Raw genomic sequence first — 15,222 nt, 5'->3', positions numbered from 1 at the left:
GCTGAATGTGACGGCCGCCGCCGAGGCGCCCGCCACCTCGCCCGCCTGCATCGCCAGCGCCACCGCCAGTTTCGTCGCCAGCCAGTTCTCGGCGAAGACGATCGACGGCGGCTGCTGATTGTGGCGTGCCGGCCGACCGGCCGCAGAACGTCTTCCGTTCACCGCGGCCGGCCGCCCGGCGGTCTTCCCCCCCCTCACCCTGCGACCGATCAACCCCGTTCACCCGCACACCAGATGGGAACCGACCGATGGCACATCAATCGGACCCCGGAGATCTGCTGAAGATGGCGGACCTCCTGACACCCGCCGCGATCCGTGCCGCGGCCACCCTCCGCGTGGCGGACCATCTCGGCGCCGGCACGGGCGATGTGGCGAAGCTGGCGGAACTCACCGGCACCCGCCCAGACCTGCTGCAGCTGCTGCTGCGTCACCTTCGGGCGCAGGGGGTGCTCACGTGCGACGACGACGGGGCGTACAGCGTCACCGAACTCGGCGAGAGGCTGCGCGAGGACCATCCGGAGAGCTTGCGGGGCCACTTGACCATGGACGGCCTGCACGGACGAGCCGCCCTCGCGCTGGTGAACCTCCTGCACACCGTCCGCACCGGGGAACCGGCCCACGGGACGATCTTCGGGCGCGGCTACTGGGAGACCGTCAACGAGGATCCCGACTTCGTCGAGGCACTGGAACAGAGCGACGCCGGCCCGCAGCTCGGCTGGGGCGCCGAGCTGATCTTCGACAGCTACGACTGGAGTCGCGTCGGCCGGGTCGTCGACGTGGGCGGCCACAGCGGCGCGATCCTGATGGAACTGCTGCGTCGACAGCCTCACTTGAACGGCACGCTGGTCGATCTGAAGAACGTCGCCGAGGTCGCCGGACGCAGGTTCGCGGCCGCGGGGCTCGCGGACCGGGCCGAGGTGGTGGTGGGCAGCTTCTTCGAACCGCTGCCCGCGGGCGGCGACGTCTACCTCCTGTCGGCGATCCTCGCCGACTGGCCGGACGAGCGGGCCACCGCGATACTGCGCCGCTGCGCCGAGGCGGTGGGACCCGACGGGAAGGTGCTGCTGGCCGAGGTGAACCTGCGCGTCCCGCGCGAGATACCCGAGTCGGCGGCCCTCGAGCTGTGGCTCCGCGTCACGATGCCGGCTCCCGTCCGCAGCGTCGAACAGCTGAAGGCGCTGGGCGCCGCCGCCGGTCTCCGCCTGAACTGGGAGGGCCCGGCGACACCCGTCCGCTCGATCCTGGAGTTCTCGCCGTGCTGACTTTCGACGCCGTCGACAAGAGCTTCGGCGGCCGGCGAGTGCTCGACGCTCTCACCTTCGACGTGCGCCCTGGCGCGATCTTCGGGTTCTGCGGCGCCAACGGCGCCGGCAAGACCACCGCGATGCGGATCGCGCTCGGCGTGCTGGAAGCGGACTCCGGCTCGGTCCGCTTCAACGGCGCCGATGTCGACGCGCACTCCCGGCGGCGCTTCGGATACATGCCGGAGGAACGGGGCCTCTACGCCAAGATGACCCCCCTCGACCAGCTGGTCCACTTCGCGCGGCTGAGCGGCGTCCCGCGCCGGGAGGCCGCACGGCGGGCCGCCGAGTGGCTCGAGCGGCTGGGCGTGGTGGCCGGTCCCAGGGACGCCCTGGAGAAGCTGTCCCTCGGCAACCAGCAGAAGGTCCAGCTGATCGCCGCCCTGATCCACGACCCGGCCGTACTGGTCCTCGACGAACCGTTCTCGGGACTGGACCCGGTGGCCGTGGACGCCATGGCGGAGGTGCTGCTGCAGTCCGCCCGCGATGGAGTGCCGATCGTCTTCTCCAGCCACCAGCTGGAACTGGTGGAACGGCTGTGCGACCGGGTCGGGATCCTGCGCGGCGGACGTCTGGTCGCCGAGGGCACCGTGGCCGAGCTGCGTCGCACCGCCGATCCCGGCCGGCCGCGTCTTTCGGTGACGGACGTACCCCCGCGGTGGGCCGACGCCCTTCAGGGCGCCCGGGTGCTGGCCGAGGGGGACGGCGTCATCACCCTGGAACTGGAGTCCGACCGTGCGGCGCAGGCTGCCCTGGCCGCGGCGCAGTCCGCGGGCCGGGTGGAGTCCTTCGGCCGGCACGAGCCCGCACTGGCCGACATCTTCCGGGAGGCGGTGGCATGAACCGCAACCAGCGTACGGACCTGGCGCTCATCAGGATCGTCGCGGCCCGTGAGGTCACCCGGCAGCTGCGCAACAAGGCCTTCTGGGCATCGGTGATCGTGACCGCCGCGATGCTGTGCCTGTCGTTCTCGCTGACCGATGTACTCAAGGGCGACGGGGAGAGCCCTCCGGCCGTCGGCGTCGTCGGTGAGGGGAGCACGGTCGCCGCGGCGCTGCGCCCCCAGGTCACGGTCGAGCCGTACACGGACACCGGCACCGCCCGGACGGCCCTGCGGGACGAGGCGGTCGATGCGGTGGTGCTGCCGGACGGCGGCGTACTGGTCCTGCGGAACCTGTCGGCCGAGCTGGGCCGTACGATCCAGCAGGCCCAGCAGACGGCCGATCAGGTCGACCGGCTCAAGGAACTCGGCGCGGCGCGGGAGGAGACCGAGCGGGCGATCGCACCGCCGGCGCTCAGGGTCAGCGCCCTCGGCGCGGACGCCGGCGTGGTCCAGGAACGGACGATGACCGCGGGGATCGGGGTGTTCCTGCTTTTCATCCTGATGCTCATATCGGGGCTGGGCATCGCCCAGGGAGTCGCCGAAGAGAAGTCCAGCCGCATCGTCGAGGTGCTGCTGGCGAAGGTCCGGGCCTGGCACCTGCTCGCCGGCAAGATCGTCGGCCTAGGTGCGGCCGCACTGGTGCAGATCGCGCTGATGATGACGGCCGTGCTGACGGCGGCCGTCGGCTTCGGAGTGCTGAAGGCCCCGCTGAACGCCGTCGGTACCGCCGCCAACCTGCTGCTGTGGTTCGTACCGGGCTACGTCCTCTTCGTGACCCTCTACGCGGTGGCCGGTGCGCTGGTCTCCCGGCAGGAGGACGTCAACCACGTCATCGGGCCGGTGAACATGCTGCAGATGCTGAGCCTGGCGGGCCCGGCACTGGCGGTGCGGCCTGCGCCAGACGACGCGCTGCTGACCGTCGTCTCGATGACACCCGGCCTGTCCTGGGCCGCGATGCCGATGCGCATGGCGGTCACCGAGGTGCCGTGGTGGCAGGCGTTCGCCGCCTTCGCGCTGATGCTGCTGGCGATCGCCGCACTGGTGAGGTTCGGCGGCCGGATCTACCGCAGCGGACTGCTCAGGTACGGCGGGATCGTCAAGGTCGGAGAGGCTCTGCGCGGTGCAGCTCACTGAACGTCCCGTCCACGAGGGGGAGTTGGGCACGATGAAGGCAACGACGAGCACGGACGCGGCGAACGCCGCGCCCTCGGCCGGGGGTACGGACGCCGCAGAGCCGCAGCAACTGCGCGTCCTGCGTGAACTGACCCGGGGCAGGGCGGCGCAGACCTGCGCGGTCGCCCTGCTCGCGCTGGTCTCCGCGGCGGCCACGCTGGCCCTGCCGATGGTGGTGGGCAGACTGCTGGCCGTCATCCAGCGCGGCGACAGTCCGACCTGGTGGGTCGTGGCGATGGTCGGGGCAGGTCTGGGTTCGGCCGCCGCTGGGGCACTGGCCGCCTATCTGCTGGGGCTGATGGGCCGGGAACTCATCCGCGGACTGCGCGAGCGCACCATGCGGCACTCGCTGGAACTGCGGCTGCAGGACAGCCGGACCGAGGGGTCCGGCAATCTGGTGGCACGGCTGACCGCGGACGCGGCCATGGTCAAGAACCTGGTCGACATCGGCCCCATCCAGCTGCCGATGGCCGGCATCACGGTACTGGGCACGCTGGTCATCATGGGCCTGCTCGACTGGGTCTTGCTGTCGATCACGGTGCTGGCCTTCGTGGTGGCCGTGGGGCTCATCGCCCTGGTCGTCAGGGGCCTGCGCCGCCGGTACACGGCCGTCCAGGGCGAGATCGGGGCGCTCGCGCAGCACTTCGTCGCCGCTCTGGACTCGCTGACCATCATCAAGGCCTACCGGGCCGAGAGGATCGTTGGCGACCGGCTAGCCGCTCGCGCCGGCAAGGTGGCGCGGCTGGAGACCGGCGCGGCCCGGATGGAATCCCTGATGGTCCCGATCATCAACCTCGGTCAGCAGATCGCCCTGGTCAGCGTGGTCATCGGTGGCGGCAGCCGCATGCTCGACGGCCATCTGCCGCTGGCCGACTTCATCTCCTTCCTGCTGTACCTGTTGCAGCTCACCGCACCGCTGATCATGGCGGCGTCCGGTGTGAGCGGTCTACAGATGGGACTGGTGGCCCGCAAGCGGTTCGAAGCGCTGTTCGCCCTGCCGACGGAGCCGGCGGCACGGGCCGCCACGGTACCGCCGGGGCTCGTCCCCACGTCCCCCGAGGACGACGCCCCCACGGCCGTACGCTTCGAGGACGTCGTGTTCGCCTACGACGGTCACCCGGTGCTGCGGAACGTGGATCTGACGGTCCCGCTGCACGGTCTCACCGCCCTGGTCGGACTCTCCGGATCGGGCAAGACCACGGCCCTGAGCCTGGTCGAAGGCTTCATGGAGCCGAACTCGGGGCGCATCGAAGTGATGGGCCGTCCCCTGACGGACTGGCCGCTGGACGAACTGCGTTCCCGGATCGCCTACGTCGACCAGTCCAGCACCCTGCTGCAGGACACCGTCCGGGAGAACCTGCTGCTCGGCCGGACGGACGAGCCGTCCGACGCGGACCTGATGGCGGCCCTCGACCGGGTCGGCCTGGCGGAGGAGATCCGGCGGCTGCCCCAGGGGCTGGACACGGTCCTGGGAGGCGCGGCCGATCTCTCTGGCGGCCAGCGCCAGCGGCTCGCGCTGGCCCGAGCGGTACTGGCCGACGCCCGGCTGGTGCTCCTCGACGAGCCCTCCTCGCACCTGGACTCCGTAAACGAGCGGAAACTGCGGGACGTGGTGGACGAACTGGCCGCGGACCGCGCCGTGCTGGTCGTCGCCCACCGCATCTCCACGGTCCAGCACGCCGACCACGTGATCGTACTGGACGCCGGCCGGGTGGTGGACCAGGGCACGCATCTGAACCTCCTCGACCGGTGTCCCGACTACGCCGACCTGGTGAGCGGGCAGGTCCTCAGCACCGTCTCCCGATGACCGCGGCCAGGAGCCGACCGTACGACCAGGCCAGGAGCCGTCCCATGACCGACCGGACCGACAGCGTGTACTCCGTACTCATGCCCTTCGCGCCACCGCGGCCCGAGCAGATCCTGCCGTTCGCCGCGCTCACCCAGTGGAGCGGCGCCCACCGCCTGTGGCAAGGCCAGGCCATGCTCAACCAGCCGCACCAGGCCTTCGCCTACGCCGCCGCGTCCGGCTTCCGGGTTCCGGTGGGACTCGGCGTGACGCTCATGCCGTTCACTCACCCCTACGAGGCGGCGCTCCAAGCCCAGTCGCTGGCGGCGGCAACCGGACACCCCGTGGTGGCGGGCTTCGGACCGGGCGCGGCGGTGCTCCAGCGCAGCATGTGCGGAGCCCCCTACCGCAGCCCGCTCGCCGCGTCACGCGAGTACCTCACCGCCGTGCGCGGCCTGCTCGACGGCGAGTTGGTCGAGCAGGACGGCACGTACTTCACCTGCCACGGGAAACTGCTCCCCGTGCCACGGCCCCCCATCGAGGTGGGCCTGGGTGTACTGCGTCCCGGGATGGCACGGCTGGCGGGCGAGGTGGCCGACACGGCCATCACCTGGCTCACCCCCGCCGCCTATCTGCGCGACACCATCGTGCCCGCGCTGCGCGAGGGTGCCAAAGCGGCGGGACGCCCGGTCCCGCGCCTGGTCTCCATCGTGCCCGTGGCCCTGGCGGAAGCGGACCGCGCCCCGGCTGCCCTGGCGCTGGCGAGCAACATCGGCCACCTCCGGCTGCCGCACTACGTCGACATGCTCCGCCGCTCCGGCATCCGCACCGACAGCTCCGATCCGGCTGCGGGCGCGGCCGCACTGGTCGAGGGGCGGGCTTTCCTCTACGGGGAGCCCAAGGTGCTCGCCGAGGAGTTCGCGGCGTACCGGGAGGCGGGGGTCGACGAGATCGTGCTCAACGTGACCGGTGTGAACGGCATGTACGGCAGCCGGACCGCGCTGCGGGAGCTGGAGACCGTCCTCGCCGAGGTGACGTCATGACGCACAGTCGCCTTCCGGGGACTGCCGTGCCGGACGCGCAGGTGCCGGAGCTGGGCGTCGAGCGGCTGCTGGTGGTCACCGCCGGTTCCGCCTTCGCCACCGGGATGCCGTACTGGATCGACTGGCTGCGCCTGTCATACCCGGAGCTGGCCGTCAAGATGGTGCTCACCGCCAGCGCTCGGCGGTTCGTCACCCGTCAGGCGCTGGCCGGGCGACTGCACCGGCACGGCGAGGTGCTGTTCGACGAGTGGCCCGAGGACGAGGGGACGGCCCGGCACGTCGAACTGGCCGAGTGGGCCCAGGCGGTCGTGGTCTATCCCGCGACCTTCCACTTCACCGCCCGGCTGGCGCTGGGGTTGGCCGACTCGCCTGCATTGCTGGCCTGTCACTGCACCCGGGCCCCGGTCGCGGTGGCCCCGGCCCTGCCGCCCGGCGGGCTGGAGAGCGCCGCTTTCCAGACGCATTGGGCCGCGCTGACCGCCCGCCCCAACGTCGTCCTCGTCCCGCCCCACCCAGGCGTCAGCATGACCACCGGTCGTGCCGACGCCTGGGTCCCACCCCTGTTGCCGGAGGTCATAGGTATGTTGGAGAAGCGTCGCGCCCAGTTGGAGGCGGGCCGTCCGGACCGGGACCCCAGGACCCCGGGTGAGTTCGTCGCTGATCTGATCCACCCGTGAGCGAGCTGCGAGCGGTCGCGGAAACGACCACACAGGACCAAGGCCCGCACCAGGACGTTCCGGAGGCCTCCGCGGTCGCCGAGTACGGCACCGATCTGCTGCGCACGTCCGTGCGCGCCGTGCCCGGTGGCCACGAGTGGACCAGGGCGCCCGGCCCGTCGGCACCCGAGCCGTTCCGGCCCGTCCCCGGTCCGGCGGGCCGTGCGGCGGCGGTGGGCGGCGACGGCGCGGCCCTCCTGACGGTGGGCCGGCCGGTCGGCGACGGCAGGCTCTACACGGTCGAGGGTGGGGGGTCGGCCGCGAACAGGCTGCTGTCCGCGGGGCCGTCGCCGCAGTTGCGGGAGCCGCTGCGCGGGCTCGGTCTGGCGTTGCGACGGCTGCACGACGGTGGGCCTCCGCCGGTGGCGGAGCGACTCGGCCCGCCCCGGGGCCTGGTACGTCTGGACACCTGGCTGGACGGGCGGGCGCCGGTCCCCCGCGCCGCGTACGTCGGTGCCCAACTGCGGACGCGACTGGGACCGCGACGCTGGTCCCGTGCCGCCGACTGGAGCCGCGGTGTCACCGAGGACACCGACGTGACCCTGGTGCACGGGGCTCCCGGACTCGGCTCGCTGGTCGCCGGGAGCGGCGTCGGCCCGGCCGCCCTGTTGACGGGCGAGGACCTGGCCGTGGCCCCCTGGTACTTCGACCTGGGCTGGGTTCTGGGTGAACTGGTCGAGCTGAGGTGGCAGTTGGGCGGGGACCAAAAGGGCTGGCAGCTGTTGCTGGAGGCGCTCTTCAACGGCTACGGCCGGGACCTCGGCGACGAGTGGAGCCGGGCGGCCGCCCTGCGGATCCTGCTGCACGTCCACGACATCGCCGCCTACGTCGGTTGGCACACCGCGGGGTTCGACCACTACGCGACCTTCCTGACATTCCTTCTCGATCTGTGACCGGTGCGGCCCGACGCCCAGCGGGCCGCACCGGTTCCCGGACCCTCGACCCCATTCCTTGACCACGAACGGGAGACGTACCCTCATGAGCACCTACCGTCCGCGACCCGGGCTGCACAGGTTCACCCTGCCGAACGGGCTGCGGGTCGTGCTGGACAGCCGCTTCCCGCAGCCGAGGGTGGCAGTCGCCGTGCACTACGGCACCGGTTTCCGATCCGAGCCGCCGGGCCGTGAGGGGTTCGCCCACCTCTTCGAGCACCTGATGTTCCGGGGGAGCGCCAGCCTTCCCGACGGCCGCTTCTACGACCACGTGCATCGTTTCGGTGCCCGGGCCAATGGCACCACGCACCAGGACTACACCGACTACTACCAGGTGGTTCCGGCCCAGGCGCTGGAGCGGGCGCTGTTCGCCGAGGCGGACCGGATGCGGGCTCCGCTGTTCACCGAGACCACGCTGGCCGAGCAACTGCGCGGCGTGGAGCTGGAGATCCAGCAGGCCGTGCACGGCAGGCCGTACGGCGGCTTCCCCTGGCCGCTGCTGCCCGGAGTGCTGTTCGGGACCTTCGCGAACGCGCACGACGGTTACGGCGACGCCGAGCGGCTGCGCACCATCACGGTGGCGGACTGCGAGGAGTTCTTCGACGCCCGCTACGCTCCCGGCAACGCCGTGCTGACCGTCGTCGGCGGCGCCGACCCCGAGGGGATCCGGCACCTGGTGGAGCGGCACTTCGCCGGCATACCCGCTCGTAGCACGGCACCCGCGCCCGTCCTGGCCGAGCCTCGCCCGGGCGAGGAACGGTGGTTGGAGTGCACCGAGCCGGGGGTCACGGCAACCGCGCTGGCCATGGGGCACCGGCTGCCCGACCCGGGAACGGATCTGCCGGGCTATCTGGCGCACGCCGTGCTGGCCCGGCTCACCGCCGAGCAGGGGCCGGTGGCGCCCGGTCTGCCCGCGGTCGGAACGAGCTGCGGTTTCTTCGGCCCGCTGGACGCCAGGGACCCCGACGCCCTGGTGGTCACCGCGCTGCTGCCGCCGGACGCCGGCCCGAGGGAGATGGCGGCCGCGATCGCCCGTCGCTGGGCCGACTGGGCCGAGCTGCCTCCGGCGGAGGCGGTACGGCGCACCGTACGGCTGATGACGCGTGAGCATCACCGCGGGCAAGGGGACCTGGAGACCCGGTGCCGTGCCTTGGGCCGTCTGGAGATCCTCTTCGGACGGGCCGACCTCCTCGACCTGATCCCGGACCACCTCGCGGCCATCGGGCCGGCCGGGATCGCGAGGGCCGCCCGTGAACTGGCGGCCACGCCCGCGACGGCCCTGGTCATGCGCCCGGGCAGCGCCCGCACCCGGCCGGAGCCGCCGTTCGGCGACACTGGAACCGGCGGTGCGGACGCGGCCGGCTCCGGCCGTGTCGCCCGGGTGCGCGCGGAGGCCCGCGCCATCCCGCCGTACGGGCGGCCCGCGGCACCCCTCCGATGGCAGTCGGACGACCTGGTCCTGGACAACGGGCTGCGCGTGGTCGCTCTCGCCGACCGCCGGGCACCGGCCGTCGAGGTACGGCTGCGGCTGCCGCTGGGCGTTCTCGGCGGATGGGATGCCCCTGAGGCCGAGTCCCTGCTGCGCCGCGGTCTGGCCCGTACCCGGGCCAGCGATCGTGCGGCGGGTCTGGACGGCGTCATGGAGGGGTCCGTGGACGGGCAGTGGATGGACGTCACTGGCTGCGTCCCACCGCAGGAGCTGTCGGCCTGGCTGGCCGTGCTGGCGGAACTCCTGAGCACACAAGGGGAGTTCCTGCAGGAGGCGGCGTCGGAGCCGTCGCTGGCGGGCGCGGGCCGTACCGTTCGTCCGACGGCCGGACGCCTCATGGACGACGCGGTACTGCGCCACTGGCTGGCGGACGAGACGCCGGGGAACGCGTCGTCGAGGGGGGCCCTGGAGAGCGGTGTGCTCATCCTCAACGGGGACATCGCCCCGGACCGTGCCCTCGCGAAAGCCCGCGAGGCGCTCACTCGCCCGAAGTTCACCGGTTTCACCCCGCTCCCCCGTACGGGCGGCGTCCCACGGCGGGCCGCGGGCGGCCGGCTGCTGATGCTGCGGTCACCCGCCGAACGCGAAGTCCATCTCACCTTCTGCGCACCGGAGCCGGCGGCCCCGGCGGACGATGCCGAGGCGACCGAGGCGGCACGCTATCTGGCGACAGCGGTGTTCGGCGGCTACTTCGGCTCCCGGCTGGCCGCCCGGATGCGTGGCGTGATGGGCGCGGGCTTCGAGGTGTACGCGGGACGGGACGTCCTGCTGGACACCGCCCGGGTCTTCGTCCGGGCGCGAGTGGCGCCCCACCTGGCCGGGGAGACTCTCGCCGGGGTGCGGGCGGAACTGCGCCGGGCGGGTAAGGAGCTGTTCAGGGACGCGGAAGTGGCGGACGCCCGGGAGTTCTGCGCGGCCCAGGCTCTGGGCGCGTTCGACTCCCCGGCCACCCAGGCCGATCTGCTGCGCCAGCTGACGGCCGCGGGGCGAGACCCGCTGTGGTTGCCGCGCCTCCCGCGACTGCTGCACGAGGTGCCCGGCGAGGCCGTGGCCCGGGCGGGCCGTGAGCTGTTCGCCACCGCCGCCATGGACACGGTCCTGCTCGGCGCCGACGCCCCGGACGAGTTCACGGAGCCGGGGGTGCTCCCCGGAGCACGGGCGGGGGCGTTCGCTCGGCGCTGACGCCGAGGTACCACTTCGACGAGGGTCGTGCCGTGCCGCCCTGCACCGACCCCGGTGTGCCGCCGAGGAGCACGCCGGGATCGTACGGTCTCCCTTCTCCCGCGCGACCACCGGGTTGCACGGGAGTCCGGCTACTGCTTCGCCGGGTCGGCGAGTGCCGCGATGCGCCGCAGCTCTGCCAGGTGTCCGGCGAGAGCGGTGCGGCCCGCGTCGGTGAGGGCGAGCCAGGTGTGGGTCCGGGAGTTCATGGGTGCCTTCCTGACGGTGGCGTAGCCGGCCGTCTGCAGCACTTTCATCTGTTTGCTCAGGACGGAGTCGCTCACCCCCAGGGCGTCGCGCACCGCTGAGAACTCCATGGATTCCACCGCGGCGAGCATGGCGCAGATCTGCAGCCGGTGCGTCGGATGGATCACCTCGTCGAGGCCGGACGCGGTCATGGCCGGCGCAGGAGGTCGTGGCGCAGGGCATCCTCGTTGCGCCTGCTGACGTAGATGGTGAAGGCCAGCGCCGCGAGGCCTGCCACCGACATGGCGCCCGGCAGGTCCGCGGCCAGCTTGAGGACCAGGCCCAGTCCGCCGAGGACGATGAGCATGATCAGGTGCAGGCCGTTGAGACGGCGGGTGCCTGGCGCGGACAGGGAGCGGTTGACGGAGACGCCTCGGGAGCGGGCGACGGTCAGGGTGAGCGCGGCGGGCAGTAACACTCCACCGACGAGAACCCCTGTGGGCACCATGCTTCCGCCGACATCGATCGAGAGGAAGGCGAGGCCGACACCCAGGCCGAGCCCCGCGTGGTACCACCAGGGGGCGGCGGCGCGGTCCGCGACCGCGGCACGGGCGGCGGCGGCGCTGTCGAGGGCGGCACGGGCGCCGGCAGGTCCTTCGGGCGTGATGTTTTCCATGTTGGAAAGTCTACCTCGACTTTCCAACATGGCAAGTCCCCCGGCAGGCTCAGATCCAGCCTCGCTCGCGGGCCAGAAGCACGGCCTGGGGACGGCTCGCGGCGTTGAGGATGTGCAGGATGCTGGCCACGTAGCGACGGTAGGTGCGTACCGAGACACCCAGGTCCCGGGCTCCGATCTCGTCCTTCGTGCCGCGACACATGGCTTCCAGGACCCGCTGTTCCTCGTCGGGGAGCCGGTCCCCCTCGTTCTCCGGGCTGAAGGACATCAGATCCACGGCGTCGGACCAGATCTTCTCGAAGAGGTCCACCATGTTGGCCACCAGCCCGGCCTCGTTCGCCACCAGCGCCCCGCGTGAGCTGTCGGCCGGGTCGACGGGCGTCAGTGCCGTGTGGCGGTCGTAGACGAGGATGTGCGCGGAGATCTCCTCCGCCACGCGGATCTCGGCACCGAGCGAGGCGAGTTCGCGGAGGTATTCGGAGGTCAGGGGGTCTTCGACGGTCTTGCTCAGAACGACGTTCTTGATCCGTACGCCCCGTCTGATGCATCGCAGGTCCAGGGGTCTGGAGTGCTGGATGTTCTCGGGGGTCAGGGCGGTGTAGGGCTCGGCCGAGAGGATCTCCTCGCGGGCGAAGAAGGCCAGGGCGTCGATCCTGCTGCGGATGGAGTCCAGGTTCTTGATCTTCTCGACGACCGGCGGCGGGGTCGGTGCGCGTTCCTGTTCGGCGCGGAGTGAGGCGACCAAGTGCCGGGCCTGGGTGACGGCACGCATTTCGTCATGCAGTTGTCTCAGTCGCAGGTCGGCCAGAGTGTCCACGACCAGTTCGGGATTTCCGGGCAGATATCCTCCATCCCGGCCTTCCCCCAGAACGGCCAGTGCGGTGAGCCGTCCCAGCGCCGCCCCGATTTCCTCGGGGCAGACTCCCAACAGCAGATGGACGTCGTCAGCCGTCATTCCGGGATTTCTCAGGAAGTGCCGGTAGAGGCGTTCCTCCAGCTCCGACAGTCCGAGTACGGACGTTGCACCTAGATTCAAGTCACTACCCCCGTGTCTCACTTCCGGCGGCCCTAGCTCCTGGTCAGGGAGCGGCGGCCACCATGACAAACGCAGCGATCACTCATGGACGCCTTTCGAGGCGAAGCGCTCTGCGAGATCCTGAAGGTGAACAGGTCAAGCTACTACAAGTGGCTAGCCGGCCGGGAAGCCCGGCAGGCTGGCAGCAGGCCGACCAGCGCCTGGCCGAAAGGATCCGCGAGGTCCACGCGAAATCCGGCGGCACCCTACGGTTCCCCGCGAGTGACCGCCGAGCTCCGCGAGACGGACCTGCACATGAGCGAGAAGCGGGTCGGCCAGGTGATGCGGGCGTTTGTCATCGCCGGCGTCCGCCTGCGCAGAACGGGTCCGCACCACCGTCCCCGACCCGGCGGCCTCCCAGGTTCCGGACCTGTTCCAGCGGGACTTCACCGCCGCCGAGCCGGGCCTGAAAACTCCGGCTCCTGCACAGCGACTGCGCGGACAGCAGCCCATCGCCCACCGCGACGTCCACATCGACTACGAGAGCGTCAGCCAGCCTTACCCCAACACCTTGGATCACCCCGGCTACCTGGTCACAGCCCAGTACACTCACCCATGATCATCCAGAGTTGTGTCGTTCTTCGGGGACGCTGCGAGTGCAGCGACCGCCGATCTGGCAGATGTACCGAATGTGTCGACAGTTGCCATGTGCGGTGGCCACACACAGAGCCGCCCCAGTGAGGCCGACCAAACCTAAGTCCCCCTCTTCGATGGAATACCCCGAGGGGTGGCACGTGCGTGCGGTCGACACGCTCTCTCTCGGCGTGCGATCAAAACATTCACATAATTGATCGCAGTCGCACAAGAACCAGCATCTGTGACCGAATGCTTTGGCTGAACAATAACCGTGGTCTGGCTGAAGATCGTCCAGATCGCACTCGACCTGCTGGCCTGGATGCCGATGTTCGCCCTGACCGGCACCGCCCGGCTCTGGAGACCCGCTGCCTGCGACTGCACCTGCTCTCCACCGCCGCCCAGCTCATCACCACCGGACGCCGCCGCATCCTCCGGCTCACCCGCTACTGACCCTGAACCGATGAGATGACAGAGGCCATCCAGCGACTCGCAGCCCTTCCGAACCCCGCCTGACCAGCACGTTCCCGTCCCTAGCGCTGCCTTGGCTCCCCGGACCTGCCTCGGCCGTGGCCGACGAACCCCATCAGCGGGTGGTGGCCGTAGGTCTTCTTCCACGTCGCCGCCGCATCCTGCGTGTCGGAGTGCGCGATGACGAGCACCCCGTCCTGGTCCACGGTGACCTGACCGCCGGCGTCCGGCGCTGCGCCACCGGCCAACTTTCAGACATATCGGCGAACTTCAGCCCGCGCGGCGCGGATCGCCGTCAGGGACCGCTTCCCGCCCGACGCGAGCGTGTCGACCAGCCGGGAGACGGTCGGGTCGGAAGCCATCAGCCCGAACACGGCCGGCTCGGCCCGCAGCATGTCCACATCAGCCAGGCGGTCCCCGCCCAACGTCACCGCCAAGGCCACGTCCAGCAGGACCTTGCCCGGATCATGCACCGCCCGCGGCTTGCGCCAGGGTGCCAGTGCCGCCGATACTGAAGTTTCCCCAAGGCCGGGTAGTTAGCGTTTCCGCTGGTCACGCAAGGGGAGAGACATCTGTGTGATTGCCGCGTAGCGGCCTGTGCGGACTCTCTTGATCATTCCTTTCTCGGTCCAGCGGGCGAGTTGGCGATAGGTGGCAACGAGGGTGACGTCGCCGAGAAGTTCAGCGATCTCTCTTGATCGCCACAGTCGTTCGGGCTCTGCCTGCAGGATGGTCAGGACACGTGCCATGCGGTTGCCGGTGTTCTCACGGTCGGTCGTCGCGGGCAGCGCGGGCTGTGGCGGTGGGGGCGGCAGGAGAGTAATCGTCGTCGAGGTCACGACCTTGCTGCTGTCGGGTCGGCCGTCCAATTTCCTTTCTGCATAACGGGAGATGGGTGACTTCACCTTGCGAGTGCTGACACGGGACCGCCGCGCGGGTGACAGCGCCGACAGGACTCGTCGGCCGATCTCCCCAATACCCTGCTCGAAGACCCCTTCCGCGCATACCAGCAGGTCGCGAGCGGTTGGAAGGCGATGGTGAAGCCACAGCGGTCGGGATCGGTGCCCGGCCTGGACTCCGCCGCCTCGACCATGGTGCGACGTAGAAGCTGGTAAAGAGTGAGCAGAGCCCACATCTCCTGCTCGACGCCGGCCGGATCGTGAGAGCCGTCGGAGTACGGGGTTTTCTCCCCAGCCAGGTACACGCGAACGTGACCAACTGCGTGGTCGCCACAGGGCCGGGGCCGGCCGATAGCCAGCCAGCCTCGTGACAGGGCAGGCTGTCCAGGGTGGGGCGACGCCCCATCGCGCAGCGACGCCCGAAGGGCGCCCTTGACTGGCCGTCCTGTCACGCACCCTCAGAGATCGGGCGGCCCCGGCTCTCCGGCCTGCGCATGACCCTCTTCGGGTGGGGACGTATGTCTGTACCTCGGTGGCCACGTTCAGGGCTCTGGCAAGATTTTCGTAGCCGGAGATCATCTTGGTGACACGGTGGACCGGTCCGCGTAGCGGGCAGCCTGTGGTTGTGCTCTGTTGAACTGGCAAGCCTGTTACCGCAGTTAACTAATGTTCTGGTGGTCTCGGCCGATGTCTCTGATGCTGTCGTGGCGGTCCGCGCCCGCACGAGGTCCGGTGTTCCAGCGGGATGTACCGGATGCGGCCACCTCAGCGCGTGGTGTCACAGCCGCTATCTACGGC

General features: G+C 70.7%; 13 protein-coding genes and 3 pseudogenes. 11 read left to right on the top strand and 5 right to left on the bottom strand.

What is annotated here, in order from left to right; translation table 11 throughout:
- The first annotated feature begins 248 nt into the window (after positions 1-248).
- From ORI94_RS34185 to ORI94_RS34150, 8 genes are all read left to right on the top strand, one after another.
- The gene (locus ORI94_RS34185) at positions 249-1,262 is read left to right on the top strand and encodes a methyltransferase (protein WP_266082851.1); all 1,014 of its coding nucleotides are present in this window, start codon (positions 249-251) and stop codon (positions 1,260-1,262) included.
- Entirely contained in the window at positions 1,256-2,143 is an 888-nt protein-coding gene (locus tag ORI94_RS34180; protein ID WP_266082849.1) for an ABC transporter ATP-binding protein, read from the top strand. The genes ORI94_RS34185 and ORI94_RS34180 overlap by 7 nt, the downstream gene beginning before the upstream one ends.
- Positions 2,140-3,318, top strand: a complete 1,179-nt coding sequence (locus tag ORI94_RS34175) for an ABC transporter permease (RefSeq protein WP_266082847.1) — start codon at positions 2,140-2,142, stop codon at positions 3,316-3,318. The genes ORI94_RS34180 and ORI94_RS34175 overlap by 4 nt, the downstream gene beginning before the upstream one ends.
- Positions 3,305-5,164: an ABC transporter ATP-binding protein gene (locus tag ORI94_RS34170; RefSeq protein WP_266082845.1), complete on the top strand. Its 1,860-nt coding sequence runs from the start codon at positions 3,305-3,307 to the stop codon at positions 5,162-5,164. Before ORI94_RS34175 ends, ORI94_RS34170 begins: the two co-directional genes overlap by 14 nt.
- 44 nt (positions 5,165-5,208) lie before the next feature.
- On the top strand, positions 5,209-6,186 hold the full coding sequence (locus tag ORI94_RS34165) for an LLM class flavin-dependent oxidoreductase (RefSeq protein WP_266082843.1): 978 nt from the start codon (positions 5,209-5,211) through the stop codon (positions 6,184-6,186).
- A complete protein-coding gene (locus ORI94_RS34160; protein ID WP_266082841.1) occupies positions 6,183-6,863 on the top strand; it encodes a flavoprotein in 681 nt (226 codons plus the stop codon). Before ORI94_RS34165 ends, ORI94_RS34160 begins: the two co-directional genes overlap by 4 nt.
- Positions 6,860-7,795, top strand: coding sequence for a hypothetical protein (locus ORI94_RS34155; protein ID WP_266082839.1), 936 nt, complete (start codon positions 6,860-6,862; stop codon positions 7,793-7,795). Before ORI94_RS34160 ends, ORI94_RS34155 begins: the two co-directional genes overlap by 4 nt.
- An 85-nt stretch (positions 7,796-7,880) precedes the next feature.
- A complete protein-coding gene (locus ORI94_RS34150; protein WP_266082837.1) occupies positions 7,881-10,505 on the top strand; it encodes a M16 family metallopeptidase in 2,625 nt (874 codons plus the stop codon).
- Between the two features lie 131 nt (positions 10,506-10,636).
- Here the strand turns inward: ORI94_RS34150 and ORI94_RS34145 are convergent, their stop codons facing one another.
- Genes ORI94_RS34145 through ORI94_RS34135 form a run of 3 tightly spaced genes read right to left on the bottom strand, consistent with a single transcriptional unit; the run spans position 10,637 to position 12,361 of the window.
- Complete coding sequence (locus ORI94_RS34145) at positions 10,637-10,942, bottom strand: transcriptional regulator (protein WP_190198387.1); 306 nt, start codon at positions 10,940-10,942, stop codon at positions 10,637-10,639.
- Entirely contained in the window at positions 10,939-11,406 is a 468-nt protein-coding gene (locus ORI94_RS34140; RefSeq protein ID WP_266082832.1) for a hypothetical protein, read from the bottom strand. The genes ORI94_RS34145 and ORI94_RS34140 overlap by 4 nt, the downstream gene beginning before the upstream one ends.
- Before the next feature lie 49 nt (positions 11,407-11,455).
- On the bottom strand, positions 11,456-12,361 hold the full coding sequence (locus ORI94_RS34135; protein ID WP_266082830.1) for a helix-turn-helix transcriptional regulator: 906 nt from the start codon (positions 12,359-12,361) through the stop codon (positions 11,456-11,458).
- Positions 12,362-12,526: 165 nt separating this feature from the next.
- Here ORI94_RS34135 and ORI94_RS35675 point away from each other — a divergent pair.
- The 3 genes and pseudogenes from ORI94_RS35675 to ORI94_RS34125 all read left to right on the top strand — a co-directional run.
- A pseudogene (locus tag ORI94_RS35675) lies at positions 12,527-12,748 on the top strand (hypothetical protein); the annotation flags it as partial.
- Positions 12,749-12,773: 25 nt separating this feature from the next.
- Complete coding sequence (locus ORI94_RS34130; protein ID WP_266082828.1) at positions 12,774-13,040, top strand: hypothetical protein; 267 nt, start codon at positions 12,774-12,776, stop codon at positions 13,038-13,040.
- Between the two features lie 291 nt (positions 13,041-13,331).
- A pseudogene (locus ORI94_RS34125) lies at positions 13,332-13,504 on the top strand (IS1380 family transposase); the annotation flags it as partial.
- 95 nt (positions 13,505-13,599) lie between these two features.
- Here ORI94_RS34125 and ORI94_RS34120 read toward each other — a convergent pair.
- Both ORI94_RS34120 and ORI94_RS34115 read right to left on the bottom strand, forming a co-directional pair.
- Positions 13,600-14,037: pseudogene (locus tag ORI94_RS34120) on the bottom strand (transposase); the annotation flags it as partial.
- Positions 14,038-14,061: 24 nt separating this feature from the next.
- Complete coding sequence (locus ORI94_RS34115; RefSeq protein WP_266082826.1) at positions 14,062-14,430, bottom strand: hypothetical protein; 369 nt, start codon at positions 14,428-14,430, stop codon at positions 14,062-14,064.
- Positions 14,431-15,222: the final 792 nt, after the last annotated feature.

Origin of the sequence: Streptomyces sp. NEAU-W12 (genome assembly GCF_026242095.1) — a bacterium.
Lineage (GTDB): Bacteria > Actinomycetota > Actinomycetes > Streptomycetales > Streptomycetaceae > Streptomyces.
Note: the sequence above shows the minus strand (reverse complement) of the source record. Positions and strands in the feature narration are given on the sequence as shown.

Bases quoted from the DNA above. Each gene is read 5' to 3' on its own strand.
- ORI94_RS34185 (WP_266082851.1), top strand. From the start codon at position 249: ATGGCACATCAATCGGACCCCGGAGATCTGCTGAAGATGGCGGACCTC.
- ORI94_RS34175 (WP_266082847.1), top strand. From the start codon at position 2,140: ATGAACCGCAACCAGCGTACGGACCTGGCGCTCATCAGGATCGTCGCG.
- ORI94_RS34165 (WP_266082843.1), top strand. From the start codon at position 5,209: ATGACCGACCGGACCGACAGCGTGTACTCCGTACTCATGCCCTTCGCG.
- ORI94_RS34160 (WP_266082841.1), top strand. From the start codon at position 6,183: ATGACGCACAGTCGCCTTCCGGGGACTGCCGTGCCGGACGCGCAGGTG.
- ORI94_RS34150 (WP_266082837.1), top strand. From the start codon at position 7,881: ATGAGCACCTACCGTCCGCGACCCGGGCTGCACAGGTTCACCCTGCCG.
- ORI94_RS34145 (WP_190198387.1), bottom strand. From the start codon at position 10,942: ATGACCGCGTCCGGCCTCGACGAGGTGATCCATCCGACGCACCGGCTG.
- ORI94_RS34140 (WP_266082832.1), bottom strand. From the start codon at position 11,406: ATGGAAAACATCACGCCCGAAGGACCTGCCGGCGCCCGTGCCGCCCTC.
- ORI94_RS34135 (WP_266082830.1), bottom strand. From the start codon at position 12,361: ATGACGGCTGACGACGTCCATCTGCTGTTGGGAGTCTGCCCCGAGGAA.